Origin of the sequence: Tunturiibacter gelidiferens, from assembly GCF_013410115.1 — a bacterium.
GTDB classification, from domain to species: domain Bacteria; phylum Acidobacteriota; class Terriglobia; order Terriglobales; family Acidobacteriaceae; genus Edaphobacter; species Edaphobacter gelidiferens.
Genome location: NZ_JACCCV010000002.1, coordinates 1,616,326 through 1,639,568 on the forward strand (window position 1 = coordinate 1,616,326; position 23,243 = coordinate 1,639,568).

The 23,243-nt window shown below is 57.0% G+C and carries 17 protein-coding genes; 9 read left to right on the forward strand and 8 right to left on the reverse strand.

Features of this window, described 5'->3' with window-relative positions:
* Nucleotides 1-41: 41 nt before the first annotated feature.
* The gene (locus HDF12_RS18785; RefSeq protein WP_179585868.1) at nt 42-914 is read right to left on the reverse strand and encodes a hypothetical protein; all 873 of its coding nucleotides are present in this window, start codon (nt 912-914) and stop codon (nt 42-44) included.
* 317 nt (nt 915-1,231) lie between these two features.
* Here HDF12_RS18785 and HDF12_RS18790 point away from each other — a divergent pair, with 317 nt between their 5' ends.
* The 3 genes from HDF12_RS18790 (at nt 1,232) to HDF12_RS18800 (ending at nt 3,410) form a co-directional block, all read left to right on the forward strand.
* On the forward strand, nt 1,232-2,107 hold the full coding sequence (locus HDF12_RS18790; protein WP_179585870.1) for a hypothetical protein: 876 nt from the start codon (nt 1,232-1,234) through the stop codon (nt 2,105-2,107).
* A gap of 407 nt (nt 2,108-2,514) precedes the next feature.
* Entirely contained in the window at nt 2,515-2,694 is a 180-nt protein-coding gene (locus HDF12_RS18795; RefSeq protein WP_179585872.1) for a hypothetical protein, read from the forward strand.
* 209 nt (nt 2,695-2,903) lie between these two features.
* The gene (locus HDF12_RS18800) at nt 2,904-3,410 is read left to right on the forward strand and encodes a hypothetical protein (RefSeq protein WP_179585874.1); all 507 of its coding nucleotides are present in this window, start codon (nt 2,904-2,906) and stop codon (nt 3,408-3,410) included.
* A 2,127-nt stretch (nt 3,411-5,537) separates the two neighbouring features.
* Here the strand turns inward: HDF12_RS18800 and HDF12_RS18805 are convergent.
* Entirely contained in the window at nt 5,538-5,729 is a 192-nt protein-coding gene (locus HDF12_RS18805; protein ID WP_218892500.1) for a hypothetical protein, read from the reverse strand.
* A 224-nt stretch (nt 5,730-5,953) separates the two neighbouring features.
* On the opposite strand from HDF12_RS18805, the gene HDF12_RS18810 reads away from it, so the two are divergent.
* Nucleotides 5,954-7,387, forward strand: coding sequence for a sigma-54 dependent transcriptional regulator (locus HDF12_RS18810; RefSeq protein ID WP_179585878.1), 1,434 nt, complete (start codon nt 5,954-5,956; stop codon nt 7,385-7,387).
* Between the two features lie 215 nt (nt 7,388-7,602).
* Nucleotides 7,603-7,815: a hypothetical protein gene (locus HDF12_RS18815; protein ID WP_179585880.1), complete on the forward strand. Its 213-nt coding sequence runs from the start codon at nt 7,603-7,605 to the stop codon at nt 7,813-7,815.
* Between the two features lie 146 nt (nt 7,816-7,961).
* Here the strand turns inward: HDF12_RS18815 and HDF12_RS18820 are convergent, their stop codons facing one another.
* The 6 genes from HDF12_RS18820 to HDF12_RS18845 form a co-directional block, all read right to left on the reverse strand.
* Complete coding sequence (locus tag HDF12_RS18820; RefSeq protein ID WP_179585882.1) at nt 7,962-10,112, reverse strand: HlyD family efflux transporter periplasmic adaptor subunit; 2,151 nt, start codon at nt 10,110-10,112, stop codon at nt 7,962-7,964.
* Nucleotides 10,109-10,996, reverse strand: coding sequence for an efflux RND transporter periplasmic adaptor subunit (locus tag HDF12_RS18825; protein ID WP_179585884.1), 888 nt, complete (start codon nt 10,994-10,996; stop codon nt 10,109-10,111). Before HDF12_RS18825 ends, HDF12_RS18820 begins: the two co-directional genes overlap by 4 nt.
* Nucleotides 10,997-11,004: 8 nt before the next feature.
* Nucleotides 11,005-13,365: a GAF domain-containing protein gene (locus tag HDF12_RS18830; RefSeq protein WP_179585886.1), complete on the reverse strand. Its 2,361-nt coding sequence runs from the start codon at nt 13,363-13,365 to the stop codon at nt 11,005-11,007.
* 831 nt (nt 13,366-14,196) lie between these two features.
* On the reverse strand, nt 14,197-15,762 hold the full coding sequence (locus tag HDF12_RS18835; protein ID WP_179585888.1) for a sensor histidine kinase: 1,566 nt from the start codon (nt 15,760-15,762) through the stop codon (nt 14,197-14,199).
* Nucleotides 15,759-16,439: a winged helix-turn-helix domain-containing protein gene (locus tag HDF12_RS18840; RefSeq protein WP_179585890.1), complete on the reverse strand. Its 681-nt coding sequence runs from the start codon at nt 16,437-16,439 to the stop codon at nt 15,759-15,761. The genes HDF12_RS18835 and HDF12_RS18840 overlap by 4 nt, the downstream gene beginning before the upstream one ends.
* Before the next feature lie 114 nt (nt 16,440-16,553).
* Nucleotides 16,554-17,609 carry a hypothetical protein gene (locus HDF12_RS18845; RefSeq protein ID WP_179585892.1) on the reverse strand — a complete coding sequence of 352 codons (1,056 nt, stop codon included), beginning with the start codon at nt 17,607-17,609 and terminating at the stop codon, nt 16,554-16,556.
* A gap of 364 nt (nt 17,610-17,973) precedes the next feature.
* On the opposite strand from HDF12_RS18845, the gene HDF12_RS18850 reads away from it, so the two are divergent.
* From HDF12_RS18850 to HDF12_RS18865, 4 genes are all read left to right on the forward strand, one after another.
* The gene (locus HDF12_RS18850; protein ID WP_179585894.1) at nt 17,974-21,237 is read left to right on the forward strand and encodes a TonB-dependent receptor; all 3,264 of its coding nucleotides are present in this window, start codon (nt 17,974-17,976) and stop codon (nt 21,235-21,237) included.
* 183 nt (nt 21,238-21,420) lie between these two features.
* Complete coding sequence (locus tag HDF12_RS18855) at nt 21,421-21,948, forward strand: hypothetical protein (protein ID WP_179585896.1); 528 nt, start codon at nt 21,421-21,423, stop codon at nt 21,946-21,948.
* A gap of 513 nt (nt 21,949-22,461) precedes the next feature.
* Nucleotides 22,462-22,782, forward strand: a complete 321-nt coding sequence (locus tag HDF12_RS18860) for a DUF2924 domain-containing protein (protein ID WP_179585898.1) — start codon at nt 22,462-22,464, stop codon at nt 22,780-22,782.
* Complete coding sequence (locus HDF12_RS18865; RefSeq protein ID WP_373563961.1) at nt 22,779-23,096, forward strand: recombinase family protein; 318 nt, start codon at nt 22,779-22,781, stop codon at nt 23,094-23,096. The genes HDF12_RS18860 and HDF12_RS18865 overlap by 4 nt, the downstream gene beginning before the upstream one ends.
* Nucleotides 23,097-23,243 lie beyond the last annotated feature (147 nt).

Sequence of the window (23,243 nt, forward strand, 5' to 3'; positions counted from 1 at the left end):
ACTTCGTGACGAACTTGCCGAAATGCCGACTTTACGGGAATTCAAAGTTCTATCCTCATTGAAGGAAAGATGCGGTGTTGGCGGTGTTGGCGGCGTGATGCGGCGGGTAGACGCCTCGCATGGAGCGATGCACTTAATTCATCTCCGGAACCTGCACGCTGGCCGCCGCCTACGGCACATACCCCGCCGCCTTCATCCGCGAGATCGTCAGAGCAAAGGGCGATCTGCGTCAGAGTGGTAATCTCGGCGATCTGCGCGGGGCTTAGGTGCGAAAGCCGGTTATCCGTCAATTCGTACCGTGAGGCGTCATTCATCCCGTCATACGCAAGCGACCGCGCGTCATCGATCCTCTTAAGCTTGTTGTAGGTGTCTTCATACTGCTCTACCTCTTCGCGGTGCATCAGGCTGGTGACGCCGCTGTTCTTGGCCGCATCCCAGGCCGCCTGGGTGTTAGGAGCGGAAGCATGGAACCAGACGAGGCTGCCGGGCAGCTTTTCATCCGGCGTGCCCGGATGCTTCTGAAGATAGGCCAATACCATCAGGTTATTTTCGAGTTCCGCCGTCTCCCAACGCCAGTTGGTCGTCTCACTCCTGAAGGAGTCCTTGTTAGCTTCGCGCTCGCCCCGCAGTTCCTCCCGCACCTCTGCGACCTCCCGGCGATGGTGGGAGTGCTCTACCGCCTGCTCCAGACCGACCGCAATCAGCAACCCGAGCACAATCGTCGCGATATGGATGAAGAATTCCTTCCAGCTACTGGCCGCATGATGCGCCGGGTGTACATCAAGCATGGTTTCGTGCTCCTTCGCAGTCTCTGGAACGTGTGTTGTCTCCGCACTCTCTGCCGTCTCGCCTTCGCTCAGCGGTGGCGTCGCCTCAGCGGGCACAGCCGCCGAGATGTCCGGTGTCTCAGGCATAAGTTTCCTTGGGGACCGTGGTGACGCCAGAGTATCAGCGAGAAGCGGGCGCGCCTAGAACCTTGGCGTCGAACTTCCTTGAAAACGGGGTTATCGGCAACTTCGCCTGACGAGCGGGGTCGCTGGTCAGGCGACGATAGCGACAGCCCTCCGGTCGCACTTAGGCGAACTTGGCGCGAATACGGGCACGCGGCCCGCACCCGGCGGAACTTTCGGCAAGTTGCCAATGACCCGACCTTTCAGGAGGTAGACTGGCATCGCATATGGAAGGGTGAATTCGGAATGCCGACGACGAAGGTAAAGAAGAGAAAAAGCAAATGACTCCAATTGAACCATTCCTGAACAGATTGATAGATTACGCGGGGCTCTTTCCTCCCGCAGGCCTCGATATGCTAACGTCGACCCGGAACTATGCCAGTTACCGCTCTGGTAAATATGCACGGGCTCTGGGACGCTTGATCGTCCCAGTTGCGAGGCTGACAGAATTCAGCGCGGCATTGATGGAGGTGGGCAGCGACGAGCAGCTGACACCATGGCTCCTGGGCGCACTCGGCACGGGCAATGCGCAGCATGATGCTCGCCTGATATCTGGACTCGATAGGAGGGTCGCAGTTGTTGACGTCCTCGAGTCCAAGGCTGCAAATCTGGCTGAGGTGCATGAGCTGCTCTCAGCCGCACCCCCAAAGACAACTCTCTACGTCGAATTTCCACTGAAGAATTGCAGGCAAATGATTCCTGCACTGAAGGAAGGGAACGCGCGCGCAAAGATTAGGACCGGAGGCGTTACTGCCGATGCCATCCCCAGCGTCGAGCAGGTCGCGGAATTTCTCGCGGCCTGCGCCGAAGCAAAGGTTCCCTTCAAGGCAACGGCTGGACTGCATCATCCTTTGCGTTCCGTTCAACGGCTCACGTATGAACCGGGGAGCGCATCCGCTCTGATGAACGGTTTCATCAATGTCTTCGTCGCGGCAATCATCGCCTATTACGGAGCAACAGAAGAGAAGGTTTTAGCAGTGTTGAATGAACACGATCCTACCGCCTTTCGCTGGAGCAGGCACGCTCTTGCATGGTGTGATCAGGAACTATCCGCGGAACAAATCAGAGAAGCGCGAGAGAACTTCGCTATTGGCTTCGGCTCCTGTTCGTTTACTGAACCTATCGCCGACCTTTTGGATCTCGGATGGCTCTCATGAAACAAAATGAGCTGGGTTGAATCAGCTAACAACCGCGTTATCTGCTTGGCCATATGTCAGTTCAGACAACGGAGCGTTACCCAGGGTGCAAGCAGCGGATTCATAATGCCGTGAATGATCGAATTGGCCTCGAGCAATCGAAGTCTGTGTTCTGAATAGCCGACCTCTCCAAGTTCCCAGCGAACCTATGATCATGCGATGACCGGTCAATCTGTTTGGTCATTCACTTCCGGGTCGTCGGCAAACCGGAACTTCTCCATTTGGCCGTATAGTCGGCTTCTCGGACAAGTGGTTCCTGTAGTTCCTTGAAACAGGGTTATGAGAAACTTCGACCTTGAACTTGCCGCAAAGGTGACTTTTCGGGCAGAACAACAATCGCGCTATTCCGGAGTAATGAAGGAACGACTATGTTGATCGTAGATCTGTGGCCTTCTGACCAGGCCGTTCAGGTAATCTTCCTCCCCGTGAACGTCTGCTTGACTTTCGATCAGCAGCATAACCGGAGAGCGCCTACTGGGCCGCCAAGGGTGAAGTGGATCAACGGCCTGATTGTTCCGACAACTCTCCCAGTGAAGGTGGCAAAGTAAGTATGCCCGTACAGACTGTTAGGTCTGATGAAGTTAGCAGGTAAAAAATGACAGGTTCCAGACTCTACCCCAAGGAACTGGTATCCATCGAGCATTGTCCCATTCAAAGTAACCGTAACAGGCCAGATTTGAGCTCGAACCTGCACCAGCTTCCCTTTGAACTCCACAGGATTGTTGGCGAAGCACCCGCCAGGCGGTCCAAGGTTGAGATGACGATCGGCCTCGATCTTGGGGACGTCTGGAGCCATTACTGCACGCTCAACGAAGAAGGAGAAGTGATCGATCAAGGCCGTTTCCGAACCAGTCCCAAGGGAGTGGAGAAGTGGTTCAAACGGCTTACGGAGACGGAGTACACCGAAACGCAAGCTCTGATCAAGGTCTACGGCGTTGGCCAGCTCACGGCGCTGACCTATGTCCTGACGCTGGGTTCCAAAGAACGGTTCCATCGAAGTCGCGACGTCGGCTGCTACCTTGCCGCGCTTTCGGATATTTTGAGGCATCTGTACGACATACTGCTCACCAAACCACTGTGCGATTGCATCGAAGCCGCAGTAAAGGACTTTTTGCTTGTTCAACAGCGAAACGCGGTAAACAATGCCGCGAAGAATATTCCTGGCGCTATACCTATTCCCCTGAGTTATCGACAGCACCGCCCGCAGAGCCTTCCTCGTTACAACGACATTATGATTGCATTAGAGAGCACGCGTCGAAAATGAAAAAGCTGCTGCTCAGAAAGCCGCTTCGTCCGAGAACAAAGGAGCAACCGTTACCACTACCACCAAAGAACTCAGAGAAAGTAACCGTCCAGACGTTCTCAATGTGTTGATCGCGTCGCCTAGCGATGTGAACGACGAAAGAGATGCGGTCACAATGGCAATCCACGAATGGAATGCCGTCGATTCTAACCCTGACACTATCAACATATATCGCTTCACCCGATCAGATGGGAAACCACTCTTATCCCGAGTCTGGAGATCGCCCGCAAGCGTTATTGAACCGTCAGATCGTCGCACGAGGAGACTTCCTAATCGGAATCTTTGGTACGCGGCTTGGTACACCGACCGGGGTAGCGGAGTCAGGAACGATCGAGGAGATTAAAGAGTTTCGAAAAGCAGTTAAGTACGTTGCGCTCTATTTTTTCGAACGCTCCTATTCCGCGCGACACGGACCGAGATCAGCTTGACGCGCTCGACCAATATAAACAGTCTCGTCAAAAAGACACTAAATATGAGGTGTTTTCAAGCTCGGACGATCTACGCCGTCAGATATCCCAACATCTCACCGGAATCGTGAAGCGTTGCAAAGCCGCTTCAGCTCGGTATGTGGAGAAATGAATCCTCCACGTCCGCACCAGCGACGGCAGTGCAAAAGGCGCTTGAAACAATTATCAAAGACGAGCTGAGGCAGCTGAAACTGCCCGCCGACAGGCCGACGAGGAGAAGGCTGAAGCGGCGCGGTGGAAGCCTTCAGCCAGTATCGTTTCGCTGGTTGAAGGACAAGAACAGGACAACAAACTCAATCTGAAATCGCACATGGAATTTGCTTTATTGGAAGCGGCGCTTTTATCTACATCCGGAGCAAACTACACGATTATGCAGTCGATGGTGACAAGGTATTTTCCAAAGGGTTTTCGGTTCCGATCGTCCACGCTTCCCTGCTTAAAATTGCGAACAGTAGCCAGAGTTACTTTCAATCCAATACCTTCCAAGGAAGCATAAAGTACACGGTGGTCAGGCAGACCGATGGAATTCAATTCAGTGGAGTCCTCCCCTTTCATGCTGAGACTGTGTTCGTCAGCAACACATTATGGTTCAAGCTCACGGGGTAATAACAAACGCGTACTCAGATCATTTCTTGGTCTAGACCTGCTAGATACCCCTGTGAACACTGAAGAATTGCTCTGTGACGTTATTGTGGCGAACGCCCCTAATAACTGGTACAAACCTCACCAAACGAATCAGGGTAGCGAATGGCCTTGAACCATGCGTGTTTACTGGGTTTTTGCGAACTTTGCATAGCTCATACAAACTACCCCTAACCCCCTCAAATCGCCCTTTCACGGCGATAACACCGGGACGGTGGAATGATGCATGGCGCTTCGCAGATACGCGACGATCTTCGTCCATCGAGGCTGCTTGGCAAACGCGCCCCAAATTGCCCAGGATTCTCTCCAGCGGACTGACTTGGAGATATTGGCCCACGCAGGCCAGATGATTGAACTGACAATCTCTCTGGAGATCGAGCTCGGCGAAAGAAAACTCGATTTTGTACGGATTTTCGCTAGTTTCTGCGGCGGCCAATCGCTACTGCGAGACCGCGCAGACAAAATGGCGGTGGAGACAGCCCTGAGCGAACCGCTCTCCCGGCCCGATTCCCTGCTATCAGGGACTAATACAGGGATCTTTCATGGGCTTTGCAGAAAATGCCCTAGCATTATCCGTCAATCCTCATGAATCCAGGGCGATTTCTCGCACCTTCCTCTAGATTAGGCCCCGACTGAACAGGGAATTTAATTTCAACTATCCGGGAATCGTAATTGTCTATCTGGGTAAAAATTGAGGCCGATATCAGAGCTTCGGAATCCATCAAGCCGACGTATGGCTAGACTCTGTAAATTCACCAGCATCATCCACTCTTTCGAAGGCTTACTGAGCTAGCTCGACGAGCCTTGCCCTGAAATCGCCAAGCGAGGCTAACTTCCGGTTTTGCCCGTCAACCGGGAGCGGTATTGGGGGCCGAATCGAGGATCACTTTCACTACTATGCCTCCTTGTACTAGGAATTGTCGGTACCGATATTGATTCGTACTCCCGAACCAACAACGACGCCGGTTCTACTCATCATTCATTGCGGACGAAAGCGGGAAGCTGAGAAAAGGGCGATATCGCTTGAAGCGTTTTTTGTCATTGCCAGATCAAAGAGGATTTCACCCACTACGGATGAAAACTTAAAACCGTGACCAGAAAAGCCGGCGGCGATACTGACCTGCGGGTGCCGTGGATGGACATCGATTATGAAATGCTTATCGGGTGTCATTGTGTACATGCAGGTGGCGGCGTGAGAAACCTCTCCATTTTGCGAGGATTCGGAATCGGATTGCGGACCTGATTGCCGCTATATCCCGCGAGTGGATGCTCCGGTCGATCGTGGATGGGCAATCCTCGTCGCCGGAGTGAATGGCTATCCGTCGCTCATCGCGGACGATATTTTGAAGCTCTCGTATAATACTCGCCTGATCCTTTTTTATTATTGGAGCGCCCTTGCTATCCAATGCAGGTGCACAAGAGTCCACCGACGGGCTGAAGTTGCTATTTGCCACCAGCGATAACGACGCTCTGCCCGAGATCGGCCAGGAGCTCGCGCCCGCCTTCTTCATCCGTCTTGCCGCAGACTCCGAAACTCTCTTCCAGAGTCTCGCCGAACACAAACCCGAGATCCTCGTCATCGACCTGGACACTATCGTCTCGCCCGGCACCGACGTCTTCTGCTACATCGAATCCATCCGCGCCGCCGCGCCACACATCTATCTGACCGTCATCTCCCGGACGCATCTCAAAAACGCCCGCATTCGCACAAAGAAATCCGGAGCCGACGAGTTCCTCTTAGCCCCCATCGGCTTCCCCGAACTCCGCGATCATCTCCTCGAAGCCGGCCAGCAACACCGCAGGCACCTCGAAGCCGTGCACCTCCGCGGCGAGCTAGCCCGGCGTAACTCCCTCTGCGACATGATTGGCGGCAGCGAGCCGATGCAGCGCCTCTACGAAACCCTCCGCCGGGTCGCCTCTAGCCACAGCACCGTTCTCCTCCGCGGAGAAAGCGGCACCGGCAAAGAACTCGCCGCACGTGCCATCGTCGACCTCGGCCCGCGCCGCGGCCAGCCCTTCATCAGCGTCAACTGCGCTGCCCTCCCCGAAACCCTTATGGAGTCCGAGCTCTTCGGCCACGAAAAAGGTGCATTCACCGGAGCCCACGCCACCCAACTCGGACAAATTGAACTCGCCGACAGCGGCACCCTCTTCCTCGACGAGATCGGCTCGCTCCCTCTCCTCCTCCAAAGCAAGCTGCTCCGCGTCCTCCAGGAAAAAACCGTTCAGCGTATCGGCGCCAAGAGTCCGCGCAAGATCGACTTCCGCCTCATCGCCGCCACCAACGACAACCTTGAGCAGATGGTTCGGCAGGGCCAGTTCCGCGAAGACCTCTTCTACCGCATCTGCGTCATCCCCGTAGCGCTCCCTCCACTCCGCGACCGCGAAGGCGACATTCCCCTCCTGCTCGACCACTACCTCACCAAGTACTGCACCGCCGGCAATCTGCGGCACAAACGCTTCTCCCCCGAAGCGCTCCAGGTGCTCGAAACCGGCGCATGGCCCGGCAATGTACGCGAACTCGAAAACCTCGTTCAGCGCCTCGCCCTCATGGTCGACGGCGACACCATCTCCATGCAGCATCTCCCCGAAAAGGTCCTCTACGAGAGCACCGCCAGCTACGACGAGATCCTTGTCCCCCCCGAAGGCCTCGACCTCGAAGATGAGCTCACACGTATCGAGGTCGCCTATCTACTCGCCGCCCTGCGCCGCGCCGGCGGCAAGACGGCCGCTGCCGCCCTCCTCCACATCCCAGTCGAAAAGATGAAGTATCTCTGCCGCAAACACCATATCCACGAAGACCAGATCAAACTCAACGGCAAAAGGTAGTCCGGGGTTAAAAATTAACCCGGCGAGGTGAAAATTTACCCCCCCACGGAGACCCTCCATCGTACGCATCCACCTGCCCCATGCCGAAAATCGCCAAAATCCCTGTATTTTGGCAATTCCGACCTTTGGCACGCTGCTTGCAATAAGACATAGCACAGTCCCAGCAAAGAGAACCTCAAGCTGATCTGAAGACATTTCAAGGAGAAGAAACTATCATGGCTATCCAAAAGAAATCCCTCACCAGCAACCTGAGCCCCGAGAAGAAGTCCGCCTCCACCACGAAGTCTTCACCCAAGTCAGCCGCCGCAGCTGCTCCTGTTGCGCTGTCGAAAACCGTCGCCAGCCGAGCCGTCCTCTCCAAGACCATCGCCAGCCGCGCGGTCCTCTCGAAGAAGATCGCCAGCCGAGCCATGAACCCCTCGCTCTAACCGTAGATACTCCGGACAACCTCAGGATCTGTATACGTAACTCTGTCCTGTGTTGGTCCTTTGCTTTAATTCCGCTTAGGTTCTCTGCAGCAACTCGAAGTGCATCAGGGTGGAGGCTTCTGCCTCCGCCCGTCTTTTTTTTCTCCCTACCAAAGCTTCCGCTGCACAAACTCCCGCACCTCGCGAGCCGCTACCCCCGCCAGGCTGCGCCGCCGCACTGCGATCTTCGCAGTCCCCGTCATCCCATCGCGCAGCGTGCCATCGTTCGCGATCATCGCATCGGCGACAAAGTACGTCAGCGTCCCCGCCCCTCGAATCTTCTCATCCGTATCCAGTGCCGCATCCAGTGCCTCCGGCGCTCTCTCCAGGCTCTGCACCCGCGATCGCAGCACACCGAACCGTCCATCTTCTAGTAGATCCACACGCGCTCCCTCCCGCACTCGCGGCAGGGCATACTCCAGCACAAAGATCCGCGCCCGCATCTGCTCCGTATCGCCGATCTCCGCCACCATCGCCCCTGCATCCAGGTAACTTCCCGCCAGGTTCTTCAAGCCTGCATTCATCACCACACCGGAGATCGGTGCCTGCGGCCGCAGCTGCTGCTCCACTTCTTCCGCAATCGTCCGCTCCACGTCCGCGCGCGCATGCTCCGGAATCGCCTCGCTCTCATCGCCATGCTCCAGCTGCGCCTCCACGCGCTTCATCCCCGTCAAGGCAAACTCGCTTCCCGCACCCGCACGCATCGAGCTCACCTCGCGGCTCTCCATCTCGATCAGCGGCGTGCCCGCCGTCACCCTCTCCCCCTCACGGGTCATCACCGACACCACCCTGCCGGGAACCGTAGTCCGCACCACCGCCCGCTCGCCCGGCTCCAGCACAAATCGCGCCGTCACCGTCTCGTGCCACACTGGAGCAAACACAATCACCAGTGCAACCCCCGACGCCAACGCCACCCGGGCCCCCGTCCACCACGCCCGCACCCTATCCTTCTTGTCCAGGTACACCGTCCGCGCAAATTGCAGCAGCGTTCGAAGCCGCCCGCGGAAGATCACCAGCGCAAAGATTCCAGCAGGCAAGAACCCCCACTGCGGACTGTAGCTCACGGCCACGTTGTAGCTGAAACGGACCACCGTCAACAGCAGTCCATAGCTGTAGATTCCCGACAGCAGCGCATACGCCACGTACCCCGGCCGCCGCCGCTGCACCACATACTCCATCTCCACCGGCAGCCGAAAGATTCTGCCCCGCACCAGCCCCGACAGATACGCCGTCGACTTCTCCTTGATATCCGAAAACCCGATGATCTCCGAGAACGCATAGTATCCATCCAGTTTGATCAGCGGATTCATGTTCACCACTACCACCGCGGCTCCCGTCAGCAGCATGATCTTATACGCAAAGTCGTGTGCTCCACTTCCCGGTGGCGTCCCCCACCACACTATCGTCGCGATCGCGCAGAAAATCATCTCAACCCATATCCCCGCGATGATCGTCATTAGCCTCTGCCACCGCGTCGCATACACCCATGCCTCGCTCACATCCACAAAGAACGCAGGCGTCAGATAAACCAGGTGAAACCCCATCCCATGCACCTCCGCGCCATAGTGCTTGCACGTCAGCCCATGCGCCGACTCGTGAAAGAACCCAAGGAACAGAAAAATCAGCCAGAACTGGGCCAGCTCCGACGCGCTCTTGTGCGTGAACGTATAGAACTGCACCGTGTCCAGGCGGATCTGCTGCCAGTTCGCCGCCGAAAGCAACAGCATGCACGCAAACAACGCCACCGTCAGCGTCGTAAACCATCCGCTGTACACCCATCGGGTGTACGGATAGATCCGATTGAAGTACTGATCCGGATCCCACGCCGAAAACTGCATATGCGCAATGTCGCCCCACTTGGACTTTCTGTGCGTGTGCTGGTGACGTCCGCTCTCTAGCTTTTCACGCAGCGCCACACTCCTCTCCAGCGGCGTTCGATACCAGAACTCTGCATCATCCAGCCCCGCCGCAAACTCCCGCAGATCGTCCGCGCCGTACGCCACACCGTAGCGCTCCGCATGCAACGCCCCAATCTCTTCATACGTCCGCACGCCATCGAACAGCTCGATAATCCGCCACTGCACCGGGTTGAAGCGAAACATCTTGTCCGTGCTCCGGTTCAACACCACCATCACCGGCTCTCCGTCCTCCACGTTCTCCTTCACCACCGCCGCCGGATCCATCTTAGGAAAACCCGTGCGTATCCGCCGCGCCGGCAGATCCGGCAACGCTGCATTAAGCGCCTCGGCCAGGTTCATCGCGTGCCCGCTATCCTTATCGAAGCCATCGTCCCCGGAATCAGCCCCCGCAGCCGGTCCTTCACAACCGCCACCACTTCAATCGTGCCGCTTCCTGGGTCCACCACCGGACTCAAATGCGTCACGGTCGCCGCCGTGCTCTCCTTGAAGTCTGTAGTCGCTGACACCGTCACTACATCGCCACGCCGCAGCAGCTGCGCCTCCGTCGCAGGCAGTGTAAATCGCACCTCAAGCGACGACCGCCCGATCACCCGAAACAACTTCTCCCCTACCGTCACATACTGTCCTTGCCGGACATACCGCTGCGACACCACACCGCGAAACGGCGCCACGATCCGCGTCTTCTCCAGCTCAAGATCGATCGACCGCACACTATCCTTTGCGCTCAACTCGTCTCCGCGCTGCCGCTCCACCTCGTACTTACTAGCCGTCACCTCGTAGAGGCTATGGTCGTATGCCTCCTGCGTACTGATCCCTTCCTTGTGCATCGCCTCGGCCCGGCGCAGGTCGGCCTCCTTCACCTGCAGCTCCGACTCCCAGTTCTTCAGATCGGCATCCACACTCTCTGCCTTGTGCTCCGACGTCGCGCGATCCGCCTCCAGCTGCCGCGCATCCAGCCGCGCCATCACCTGACCCTTCTCTACCTCCGAGTTCACATCCACCGGCATCGCAACAATCACCCCCGCCCGCAGCGCCACTACGTCCAGCTGTTCCTCCACCGTCACCGGACCCGACACCACAATCTCCCGCGGCCCGCTCGCACTCGAAGTAGAAGCCACAACCGGTCGCACCCTCTCCGCCGAAGCCGCCGCCACCGGAGGTGGGTCTGACGTGCATCCTGACATCCCGAACATCACCAAAGCAGCCGCAACCAGACGAACCATAGCGCTCCTTACCAGGCGAACCAGTTCCACAGCGTAGACCAAACCCACAAAGCGGGATCGCGAAATAGCACATACCCCAGCGGCCGTAAACCCACTCGAACTTTCCCCGTGCCCTGCATTCCTGGCCGCAGCCGTCCATCTGCATTCGGCAGCTCCACCCGCGCAAAGAACAGGTGCTTATCTCCCACCGTCGTCCCCGAAGGACTCACAACATCCACCCGTCCGCGAAACGTCGCCGTCGGAAACGACTCCAGCTTCACCACTGCCTCCGCTCCCGGCCTCACCAGTGCAACATCCCGCTCCAACACCGCCACATCCACCACCACACTCGCCGTACTCACTAACTCCACCACCGGATCCCCGTTCGAAAGCTTCTTCCCCACCAGGTCCTCCACATGCGGAGTCGCCACCACACCCGCAATCTCCGACCGCAAGGTCGTCCGCTCCAGTCTGTCGTTCAGCCGCGTCACCTCGCCCCGCGCATACTCCACCTCTACCTCGTGCTGCCCCGCCGCCGTTGCATCATTGTCCGTCAGCGAACGATTCCTCTGCGCCATCGCCGTCTCGTACTTCGCCTGCGCACCCGCCAGCGTCGCCCTCTGCCCCCAGTCCGCCATCTGGAACAGCGGAGTCCCCGGCTCCACGCGATCGCCCTCGTGCACAAACGCACGCTGTACCACGCTGTCCTCCTCCGCATGCACATACTGCGTCTGCGATGGATTCACCTCTGCCTGCCCCGAGACCCGCATTGGTAGCGGAACCAGCACCATCGCCAACGCCACCATCGCAACCGAACCCAACAGGAGCCCCCGTCTCCGTCGCTCAATCGCCATGAATCGCCGCCGCTTCTCAATCAACGGCTCCAATATCCCGATGAACGGAACCTCCTTGTACAGCGAGGCGTTCCTCAGTGCCAGCGTCGCCTGGCTCGACAAAATCTTGATGATCTCCAGATGAAGCGCTCCCAGAAACTCCGCATCCGAGCTCTCGAACGATAGAATCCCCAGCCGCCCCTCATCATCCGTCAGCGGCAGCGCATAAAAGCTCCGCATTCCCGAGGTCTCAAAGTACCGCCGGAACTTCTCCCGCGTCTCCGGCCTCGCGTCGCTGATCGCCTCCCCACGCTGCGTGACATACACCTCCGTTCCCAAGCCCGCCACCCAGCTCAACACCCCATTCAGCTCCTGCACCTCCGCCGTCGACGCATTCAGCTTCGTCACCCCCGAGATTGCCTGCACCGCGATCCGGCCCCTGTTCTCCAGCGCAATCGCCGCCCGCTCATACGGAATCACCAGCTGCGGCTGATTCACAATCGCCTCGAGCACACGCTGGAGATTCAGCGTCGACGTAATCTCCTGCCCCACCCCCACCAGCGTCCGCAGCACCTCGATCTTCCGCTCCGCCTGCAGCAGCGAAGAGTTATGCAGCGCCTGTGCCGCCGACCCAGCCACCTGCGTCAGCGTGAACAGATGATCCTCTGTGAACCGCCGTTGCGCGCCGAACCGCACCACTTCCAGCACTCCCGTCAGCGCCTCTGCATGCAGCAGCGGAGCTGCTATCACCGACCGCTCGTCCTCCTGCACCAGCGCCTCTTCGCCCGTCTCTCCCACTCCACCCACGACCCCTTCGCCATCTGCTCGACGCTCCCCCAACGCCGTCCCTTCCTCCCCCACCTGCTCCGTCAATAGCAGATCACTCTGATCCACCAACCACAGATTCACCGCATCCGCCCCCATCAGATCTTGCACCTTCGAGCAGATGATCGGAAGCAGCTCCCGCATCTCCAGCGTAGAGTTGAACACCCGCTCAATGTCGTAGAGCTGCGTCAGCCGCAGCACCGAAGCCAGCCCTGCGCCCCGCTCCGCCTCATACCGCTGCGCCGCGTCCAGCGCGACCGCCGCATGCTCCGCCATCTCCGCCGCTTCGTCCAGCGCCTCTTCCGTCGCGGCCTCGCCAAAGCTCACAATCTCTATGCAACCCAGCAGCCGATCGTTCAACAGAATTGGCACATAGCTCAGCGCACTGAAACTCCGCCGCAGATCTAGGTGCGCAAACTCCTCCCGCGCCAGATCCCCCGCGGCAAACTGCATCACCGCGTGCTCCTCCAACACCGCGCCCAGGCTGCCCGCCGCATCATACGCTATCGCACCACGGCTGATCGTCAGTCCACCCACAGTCGCCTTCACCTGCCACGCCTGCGCCGCTTCATCCGCCATGTAAACCACCACTGCCGAATCCGCAAACAGCGCCTCCACCTCGGTCGCCAGCACGCGTGCCCGGGCCGCGCTCTCCAACTGCTTCAGCAACAAGCCACAGAGACGAACAAGACGCGATGCCGTCACCCGATCACTCACCCCAGGAATCTCCATCCGCCATCCATTTGATCGATGGCTAGAATAGTATCCTGCCTCACTCTTCCCGTGAAGCTTTCCTTCGTCGCTGACACCGCACGAACTCATATCCGGCACATCCATCGGAAGCTTATTCACTTTGCGCCCAGCGTCAGGCCGCCTTCACGTATCCGCTTAGAGTCCATGCATGGCAGTCCCGGAAACGTCCCACAATAGTCTCTTTGCCGAGGTACTTACAAAGCACTGGCGTATAAATGAACCGGCGCTTCGAACTCTTCTCGGTGTAAGCCGGGCAACTTGGCGCGTGGGGCCGCTCTATTGGCTCTCACAAGCTGAATCGATGAGAGCGGCGGAACTCTTTCAGCAGTCGACATTACTCTTTGCTTTGGGCCGTTCCTTAAAGAGCGAACATTTTTCGATTTCGGTTCCCAAGATGTCGCGACTGACGGCGGGAGTCTTGTAGTTGTGGACGGCGGATACGTATGGTGCCTAACGCGCAACCTCCGAGGCTTTCACCCTGATGTTGCTGATCCGGACTTCGCAGCCCGTAGATCGCACACAGCGACATGATCGCAGCAGCTCGTAGATCAGCGGGCTTGCTGAGTGGGAAGGTAGTGACTTCCGATGGGTCAGAGCTATACACCGACCCACGCGTCGAAGTTCCTGACGTACCCGTCCCGGTTCTTTACCAACCCATAGCTCTACTAAGCGCGTTTTAGGGAGTTTGGGTAGACCACGAATCAAGGCAGGTGTGGTGCCTTGCGATTGTGTTTCGTCGGCAACTCGGAAGCGTGGGTCTCATCGACTAGTAAATTGAAGCAAAATCGCCGAGTCATGGAGATGGATTAGTTAACGGGAATTCAGATTGTGTTCACCAATCCGATCACTACCGAGATGCACGCATTGATGAAGACTTCGTTCGACAGAGACGTTTCCAGGCTTTCCTTCTGGCGTGGTCTGGATATTTAGTCCGGGGACGGCCGAAACGGGCAAAGGAGACAGAGGGAGTTCGAGCCTGACTCGCGTCCCTCTGCCTTCTACACTTTCTATCGACATGGTTCCACCGTGAGCCTTCGAGATCGCTTTCGCGATCGAGAGTCCCAGACCAGTACCGCCCGACTCTCTGGTCCGTGCCTTGTCTGAACGGTAGAAGCGTTCGAAGACATGCGGCAGCGATCGAGCCGGAATGCCTATGCCGGTATCGCTGACCTCCAGAATCGCAAGCTGGGTTGCGCCGATTGCTGATACCGAGACGGCCACCTCGCCTCCATTTGGTGTGTACTTGATGGCGTTGTCCAACAGATTCACCAGCACCTGCTTGATTCTGCCAGCGTCAGCCATAATTGCCACCGGCTCAACCCGCGAGCATCGCAGCGCGATATTCTTCTCCTCCGCCATGAGGTGCATCTGGTCGACGGTCCATTGTGCGAGGCAGTTCAGGTCTACTTGCTTCAGGTCCATACCGTCAGTGCCGGAATCCAGTCGGGAGATGGTCAGCAGGCTTTCCACTATCTGTGCCATGCGGTCGATCTCTTCGAGTGCACTGCCCAGGGAATCACGCTGCGTCATCGGCATTCTGGAGGTGTGGAGCAACTGTTCCAACTCGCCGCGAAGTATCGTGAGCGGCGTACGCAGCTCATGAGACACATCTGCAGAGAAGCGCCGATTGTAGGCAAGCGCGTCTTCAAGGCGACTAATCATACGGTTCAGCGAGAGCGACAGCCTCTCCATCTCGTCGCCGGTCGCTATGACGGGCAGGCGCTCGCCAAATTGATGAGTGCCGATCCGTTCTGCTTGCTCGCTCAAGATTTCCAGGGGCCGCAGCGGCAATTTCATCAAGAAGTGTCCACCGAGTGCCGCTGCAAAAAGAATGCACGGCGTTATAAGGAACAGAATCTTCAACAGGCTTGCCAGCACACGTGAGATCGGGGCAAGGGAAGCGCCCATTTCAACGACGTATCTGGTTCCCGAGGGCGATACATATGGCTGTGAATAGATCAGCAGATTGTGCGTTCCGCCGGCACTTTCGTGTCGAAAAAAATCCTTCGACTCACTCAATTGAGGTTGCGAAACAATCGAGGAATCGATATGAGGATCTCGCGTGTCGCCGCCCTGGTACAGCACGGTGCCATCCTGCCGGCTAACGCGAATAAACCGTCCGCTGTTCTCCGGGGCATATGCCTCAGCGATTTCACCCTGCATCCATGATTGTCCCTTGCTCTCCTCCTGCGAGAGAAAAGTGAGGACGATCCCCTTTGCTTCACCAATCAGCGATTCCTCCAACGAGCTTCGCAGATAGCCCTGCACGCCAAAGTAGAGAGCCGCGCCAAAGACAAGCAACGCAGCCGCCATCAGGCCGACATACCATGTTGTGACCCGTGTCCGCAGTGTCGTCAAATGGATGGCCGGAATCAAGCCTCACCACCTGCACGAATCATGTATCCGGCTCCGCGCACTGTGCGAATCAGCTTACTCTCCTGTCCGTCGTCTACCTTCGAACGCAGATGCCGCACATACACGTCGACGATGTTTGTCACTCCGTCGAAGCTCTGGTCCCACACATGCTCGATGATCATATTGCGTGAGAGCACCCGCTCTGCATTCTGCATCAGGTACTCCAGCAGGGAGTACTCCTTCGCTGTCAGTTCGATGCGTCTGCCACCGCGCTTAATCTGTTGGGTCAGGCGATCCAGCTCCAGGTCTCCCACCATCAGCGTGCTCGATCGATTTACCGGTCCGCGCCTCAACAAGGCTTTCGCCCGAACCAGCAGTTCGGCAAAGGCGAATGGCTTGGTCAGGTAGTCGTCCGCACCGCTCTCGAAGAGGCGCACCTTGTCTTCTATGGAGTCCCGCGCCGTCAGCACTAGAACGGGGACGCATGCATCCTTATGGCGAAGCCGCTGCAGCACTTCGCGGCCATCCAGCCGGGGCAGCATTAGATCCAGGATAATCAGGTCGTAAGGATAGGTCTGTGCCATCTCCAGACCGTCGCGGCCATCCGCCGAGACATCCACTGCGTACCGCTCGGCGGCGAGTCCACGCTCTACGAAGCCCGAGACCTTAGGCTCATCTTCCACAAGCAATATCCGCATTGCGTACACCTCGCACTATTACAGTCTTGAGCAGTAAAGCAGAGATGAAGCATAGATGAAAACCCCTTCACTTGCGATTGACTGCTACAACGGGAGTGTCGTGGCGAAAAGTTGCTATGGGATGCTGAAGTACATCACCTTGGCAACGGCCTTGGTTTCACCCGGTGAAGCCGCCAACACCAAGTTCTTGCCCGGCAACAGAATCCCCGTCTTGGCCCCTGGGGCGGTCGATACCTTCGCCACGGATTTTAGATTATTGGCATCGGAAGTGTCATAAATCTCGGTATATCCCTGCCCCCCAGGCACATACAGTCGATGCATCACGATGTCGTAGATCACCTGGTCGACTCTTGTCGGAGCATCCTGCGTGCTCACGACTTTGCCGTCATCCGAATTCATCACCACTACCTTTCCCGCCGGAGCACCGCTAAGGTCTGCACGACATACCACATACAACCTGTGCTGCGCTTCATCCAGAGCCACCATCGCATTCTGTTGCGCCGGCGCAACCGGCCACTCGGCAATCTCCTTCATGGTCTTTCGGTCCACCACAGCCATCTTGTTGGTCTGGGTCAGATTCACAAAGATGCGGTTCCCGTGCTGCTCCAGCGCAATCGCCTCGACATGGTCATCTTTAAACGTCACCCCGCCCAGCCGCTGCCCCGTATCCGGGTTCACGGCCTCCACATTGGCCGTCTTCATGTCGACATCCTTGCCGCCGGTCACGATGTAGTAGATATTCGTCTCCGGGTCATATGCCGCTGAATCCGCGCCCTCCGTCAACTTGATCGTGCCCTTGATCGCGTACGTCTCCGCGTCGAGTACCTTCGTCATCGTCTTGCCACTATCCGTTACGATGATCGTCGAAGCGGCAGGCCGCACCAGGATGCTGTGCGGCGCGTCAAAGCCCTTCACTGTCTTCAGGTGTCGACCCGTTTTCAGGTCAAAGACCTCCATCGTCGCATGGTCTTCTGCGGCCAGTAGCAGCCGTCCGCGCTGTTCATCCACAGCGAAGTGATCGAAGTCGCCTGTATAGCCCGGCAGCTCTATTGTTTGCACCAACTTCATAGCGGGTGCCTGCGCGCGGGCACCCGTCACTCCCGCAACGGTATAGATCGCTGCAGAGGAACTCAAGACAAGCAGTCCGGCTAATCTCTTCTGAATCTTCATCCGATACCTCTCCTCGATGGCCGCATACCTTGTGTCGCCCGAATCGAGCCACTCCATCTACGCGGACTTCACAGTAAGCCTCATGCACCATCATGAGGCTGTGTTGAAAGCAAAATGAAATTGCATTCATCCACTCTCCGCCGCTATGCTTGCTCGTCGCTGCGTTCAGAAACAACTCACCAGCCATCTCTAAACAAACTTTTATGTAACCTTCAGCGACTCTTCATTCGCAAAGAACTAAATGGCAGAGGTCCAATAGTCATGCATTGTCGCCGTGATGAATTGGGTCACCGCCGCGTGAGCATCACTCTGGCATTACGTTACAGCGATTGCATTGCAGTCAGCCAGTATTGAGAGGCACTACATGAGAGTACGATTTTTAAAGCAAGCACTTTACCTAGCTACCCTTCTTCTTTGCGCAGCTCCAGCTCTGCGCCCACAGGTCTCGACCGGAACCATTGCAGGAACCATCACCGATCCCGCCGGCGCACTCGTTCCAAATGCTCCCGTTGTAATTACAAATACCGACACGGGGATTGTCACCCAGTCCACGGCCAGTTCCTCCGGCTTTTATTCTGTTCCCAATCTCCAAACGGGTACTTACACCATCTCCATTACCGTATCCGGCTTTGTGCCACAGGAGATCAAGGATATTGCCCTCAATGTTGGTGCGCAGCAGGAGATCAACATTCAGCTTCAAATAGGTTCGGCCCGAGAGAAAATCGTAGTGACCACCGCGCCGCCCGCAATCGATATGGTTACCTCCACCACCATGCCGATCGTCGACGAGCGCACAATCGTGGCCCTCCCGCTCAACGGACGTGACTGGACTCAACTCGCCAATCTGCAGCCCGGCGTCGCCGCAGTGCGCACCCAGCCTGCCATCGCCGTCACCAATCAACGAGCCAACCGTGGCATCGGGAATCAACTCACCGTCGGCGGCGCGCGCCCGCAGCAGAACAATTATCGGGTCGACGGCATCAGCATCAATGACTACTCCAATGGCGGCCCCGGCGGCGTCATCGGGTCAAACCTCGGCGTGGACGCCATCCAGGAGTTTTCTGTCGTCACATCCAACGCCTCTGCTGATTACGGCAAGGCTGCTGGCGGCATCATCAACGCGGTCACTCGCGCCGGGACGAATCGTCTTCACGGCTCCGCCTATGAGTTCTTCCGCAACTCCGCGCTCGACGCGCGCAATGAGTTTGATACTCCGGGGCAGATCGCCGAGTTCCGTCGCAACCAATTCGGCGCATCCGCTGGTGGTCCCGTTATCAAAGAACGCACCTTTCTCTTCGGTGACTATGAGGGTCTCCGCCAATACCAGGGCGCAAATACCTCCAGCATCGTACCCTCCGCCGCGGCCCGCACCGGTAGCCTCTGTGTCGCCTCCGGTAGCAACCCCTGCGCCAGCCACATGCAGGTGCCCGTCAGTCCGGTAGTCAGTCCCTACTTTGCTCTGTATCCGCTCCCCACCGTCGATCCCGGTCCTAATGCCGACACTGGCAGCTTCCTCTTCAACGATCCCTTTGTCAGCCACGAAGATTACTTCACCATTCGCGCCGACCATCGCATCTCCGACAAGGATTCGCTCACAGGAACCTACTTCTACGACAACGGAAAACTCACCTCACCCGATCCCTTCAACGTTCGTATCACCGGTAATCTGGCCAAACGTCAGCTGGCGACAATTGGCGAATCGCACGTCTTCTCCGCCGCGCTGCTCAACTCCTTTAAATTTGGTTATAGCCGCGTCTTCTCCGATGCGCCCACCACCCTCGCTGCCATCAACCCAGCTGCGAGTGATCCTGCTCTGGGTTTCGTTCCGGGGCTTCCTGTTGGACTGATTAATATCGGAGGACTCTCCAACTTTCAGGGCGGCCTCAAGGCGACCGGCGAGTTTGTCTTCCACCTCAACTCATACCAGCTTTACGACGATCTTTATTTGACCAAAGGAAAACACGCCCTCAAATTTGGTTTTGCCTTCGAGCGACTGCAGAACAATCAACTTGGCACTTCCAATCCCAATGGCCAATTCATCTTCTCCAGCCTGCAGAGCTTCCTCACCAATCACCCCACAAGCTTCAACGCGCCGCTCGCCCAGGGTGTCAGCCCACGCGATCTTCGCCAGTCGGTCTTCGGCGCCTACCTAGAAGACAACTACCGCATCTCCAACAATCTCACTCTTAATCTCGGTGTCCGTTACGAGCCAGTTACTGTCCCCACCGAGACGGCCAACCGTCTTGCCAACCTCCGCAATCTCACGGACACGACCCCCCATCTCGGCAGTCCATATTTTCAAAATGCCAGCTTCAAGAACATAGCTCCACGCGTCGGTTTTGCCTGGGATCCATTTGGCAAGGACATGACGAGCGTTCACGCCGGTTACGGCATCTACGACGCGCAACAGCTCAACTACCTCTACGAGGGGCTATCCATCTTCACCGCCCCCTATCTTGAACTCGGCAACAACGCCGCTCCAGGTATCGGCTCCTTCCCGACGGGTGCTTATCTCGCGCTCTCTGCAGCAAATCTGCGTTATGCCTACGCCCCCAATCACTCCTCCCGCAGCTACGTCCAGCAGTATTCGATGAACGTCCAGCAGCAGTTGCCCTACGACATGATCCTTCAGGTAGGCTATGCAGGATCTCGTGGCACTCACCTTCCTTACCGCGTGGACGATGTCAACACCGTACAACCCATCGTCACTAATGGGAGTTACCTCTTCTATGGCCCCAACGGAAAAAACTCGCCGAGCGCCGCTGCTCTTAATGCTGCCAAGCTGAACCCCAACATTGGCCAGATTAGTGCCGTATTCATGACCGGCTATTCCCATTACAACTCGCTACAGGCCAGCCTCAACAAGCGCTTCAATCACCATACGCAGTTTCAAATTTCTTATACGTGGTCCAAATCCATAGATGACGGCTCCTCCTCCACCTTTGGCGACACCTTTGCCAACTCGGTCTCCAGTCTGCCGTTGTGGGCGCCCAATCGCCGCCGCGCCATCTCCGATTTCGACATCGGACAGAACCTCGTCCTCAACTACATCGTCGAGCTTCCCAACGTCCGCAAGGACATCCCGGTAGCTCACATACTTCTGAATGGCTGGCAGTGGGGAGGGATCTTCCAGACCAGCTCAGGCGAGCCCTTCACGCCTCTCATCTCCGGCGATTCTCTCAACCTGCATAGCGCCGATCCGTTCGCCTTTCCAGACCGTCTCACCGGTCCGGGGTGCACAGGCAATCCAGTCAAAAGCGTCTCTTCGCTCAATCGTCATTACGTCAACCTCAACTGCTTCGCCTTCCCCTCCTTCGACCCGACGTCCGGGCTCACGCATCTCGGAAACGCAGGTCGCAACTCCATCATCGGCCCCCGCCTCAATGATCTCGATACCTCGCTTGTGAAGAACACGTATATTCCACGCATCTCGGAGACTTTCAATCTCCAGTTCCGCGCGGAACTCTTCAACGTCCTGAATCAAGTGAACTACGCCACACCCCCCAAAACAGGCACTCAGCTGTTCAACGCGAGCGGTGCCGTCCTCACCTCCACCGGCGGAGTGCTCGTAGGCCCCACTGCCGGAAGCAGTCGTCAAACCCAGTTCGCTCTCAAGGTGATCTTCTAACCTGCTATCTAGCCAGTCTCTCTGAATGAATGCAATTTCATATCTGGTTAAGTCGCGGCTCATCTCGGAGAGGCATCGTTGTTACTGTTGAAGATCCGTTAGCCTGCTTCAACAGCGTTACACGGAAGACCGGAGTACGTCACACAGAAGACCGGAGTAATTGCCGGATTAAGTCTAGGAGACATGATGAAAACAGCACTTCGAATCCTATGGATCGCAAGCTTTGCGACACTTCTCGGCGTAGCATACGCGCAGCAAACACGGGAGCAGGCTATCGCAGGCATGAGAAAAGTTGATGCCAAAGAGATGGACCCCACCTACACCACTGCCGCCCCCGGTGCGCAGAAGTTGGTCGACGAAGCACTCGCCAAACACCCTGAAGTCATCCTCCTTGCGATACACGCAACGCCTCCCGGCCACAAAAACCTCATCGTAGCTTCCAACTTCGGACGCATTGGCAAGATCGGCGACGAGGATGACACGCGCTGCATTCGCACCGGCAAAAGCAACCTGGAGGTCAACGGCAATCACTTCGAGGACGAAGTTGCCATGAAAGATCAAAGCGGCAAAACGGTAGGTGCTGTGGGCGTGGTCTTCAACTACAAGCCAGGCGACGATAAGGCTGCACTGGCTAAAATCGCAGAGCAGATCCGCGATGAGATGCAGGCCGGGACGCCAAACGCCGCGGCTCTGTTCGGACCCCCCGCATAAAAACGGTGTGGCTGCAATATTGCGATCCAGAAAGACAGCCACGCAGATTTCCTTCAAAGTTGCCCGAGGCAGCCTGGCAAAGCGTTCTGGAGGGGATGGGTATGCCAGCCGACCGCACCGCGCTCTACATCGAGATGGTGAAGAGTCTTAGCTCAGGCTGGATCCATTTCGATACTTCGGAAACCTAAACTTTCCATGGCGATCACGGCGTTCGCACAAGGATTAGTGAAACAAAGAGAGTAGTCGCAAGGCCGAATTTTGTTGCCGGAAGACTCCTAATGATGCTCGGCCCTTTATAGCCTCAGACTAGGTGGAGATGGTTTCAACTTGACTGTTCGCCTCATTGGAGCGGAAATGGGACTGCCGCAGAGAGGGCGGACTCATGGAGGAAACACAACCGCAAGGTGTCACATCTGCCTTCATTCGTAGCCTGCCCAAACTTCCTAATGCGCGCTTAGTAGAGCTATGGAAGGATAACTTTGGTAAAAGCCGGGACGGGTACGTCCGGAACTCATGCTGCCCATTCTTGCGTACAGGATCCAGGAAAAAGCCTATGGCGGCCTTTCCCCTAAGGCTATTGCGAGGTCGCAATCACTTGCGACCTCGCTGAGACCGCAGAGCCGTTCGAGGGATGAAGCGCGTCAGCGCTTCAAGGCCGGGACAAAACTCATAAGGGAATGGAGGGGAAAGGCCCACGAGGTCACACTCAACGATGAAGGTTATCACTACATCGGAAAGACCTACAAGAGTCTCTCTCCAATCGCATGTGAGATCACTGGGACGCGGTGGTCTGGCCCGGCGTTTTTCGGTACGAAGAAGGTGAAAGCTTCGTGACTTTGACAAAGAGTCAGATTCGTTGTGCCATCTACACCCGAAAGTCTTCCGAGGAGGGACTCGAACAGTCTTTCAACTCTCTCCATGCCCAGCGAGAGGCCTGCGAAGCTTATGTCCTGAGCCAACGACACGAGGGATGGCAGCTTCTGTCAACCCAATATGACGACGGCGGATTCTCTGGTGGCAACACGGAGCGACCCGGACTGAAGAAACTGATCGCCGACATCGCCGCGGGTAAGATCGACACGGTAGTCGTATATAAAGTAGATCGCCTCACTCGCGCACTGTCCGACTTCGTAGAGCCGAAACATTAAACATGTTCGGTGCCCAAAAATCCAATAAGCTGATTGAGATTTGAAGAAGCAGTTATGCCATTTGAAGAAGCGCAAGAGCGGTCGCGGCTGTCTATCTTGGAATTCGAGGTCGAGCGGCGCGACTGTGATCGGTGCGTCGGAATACAT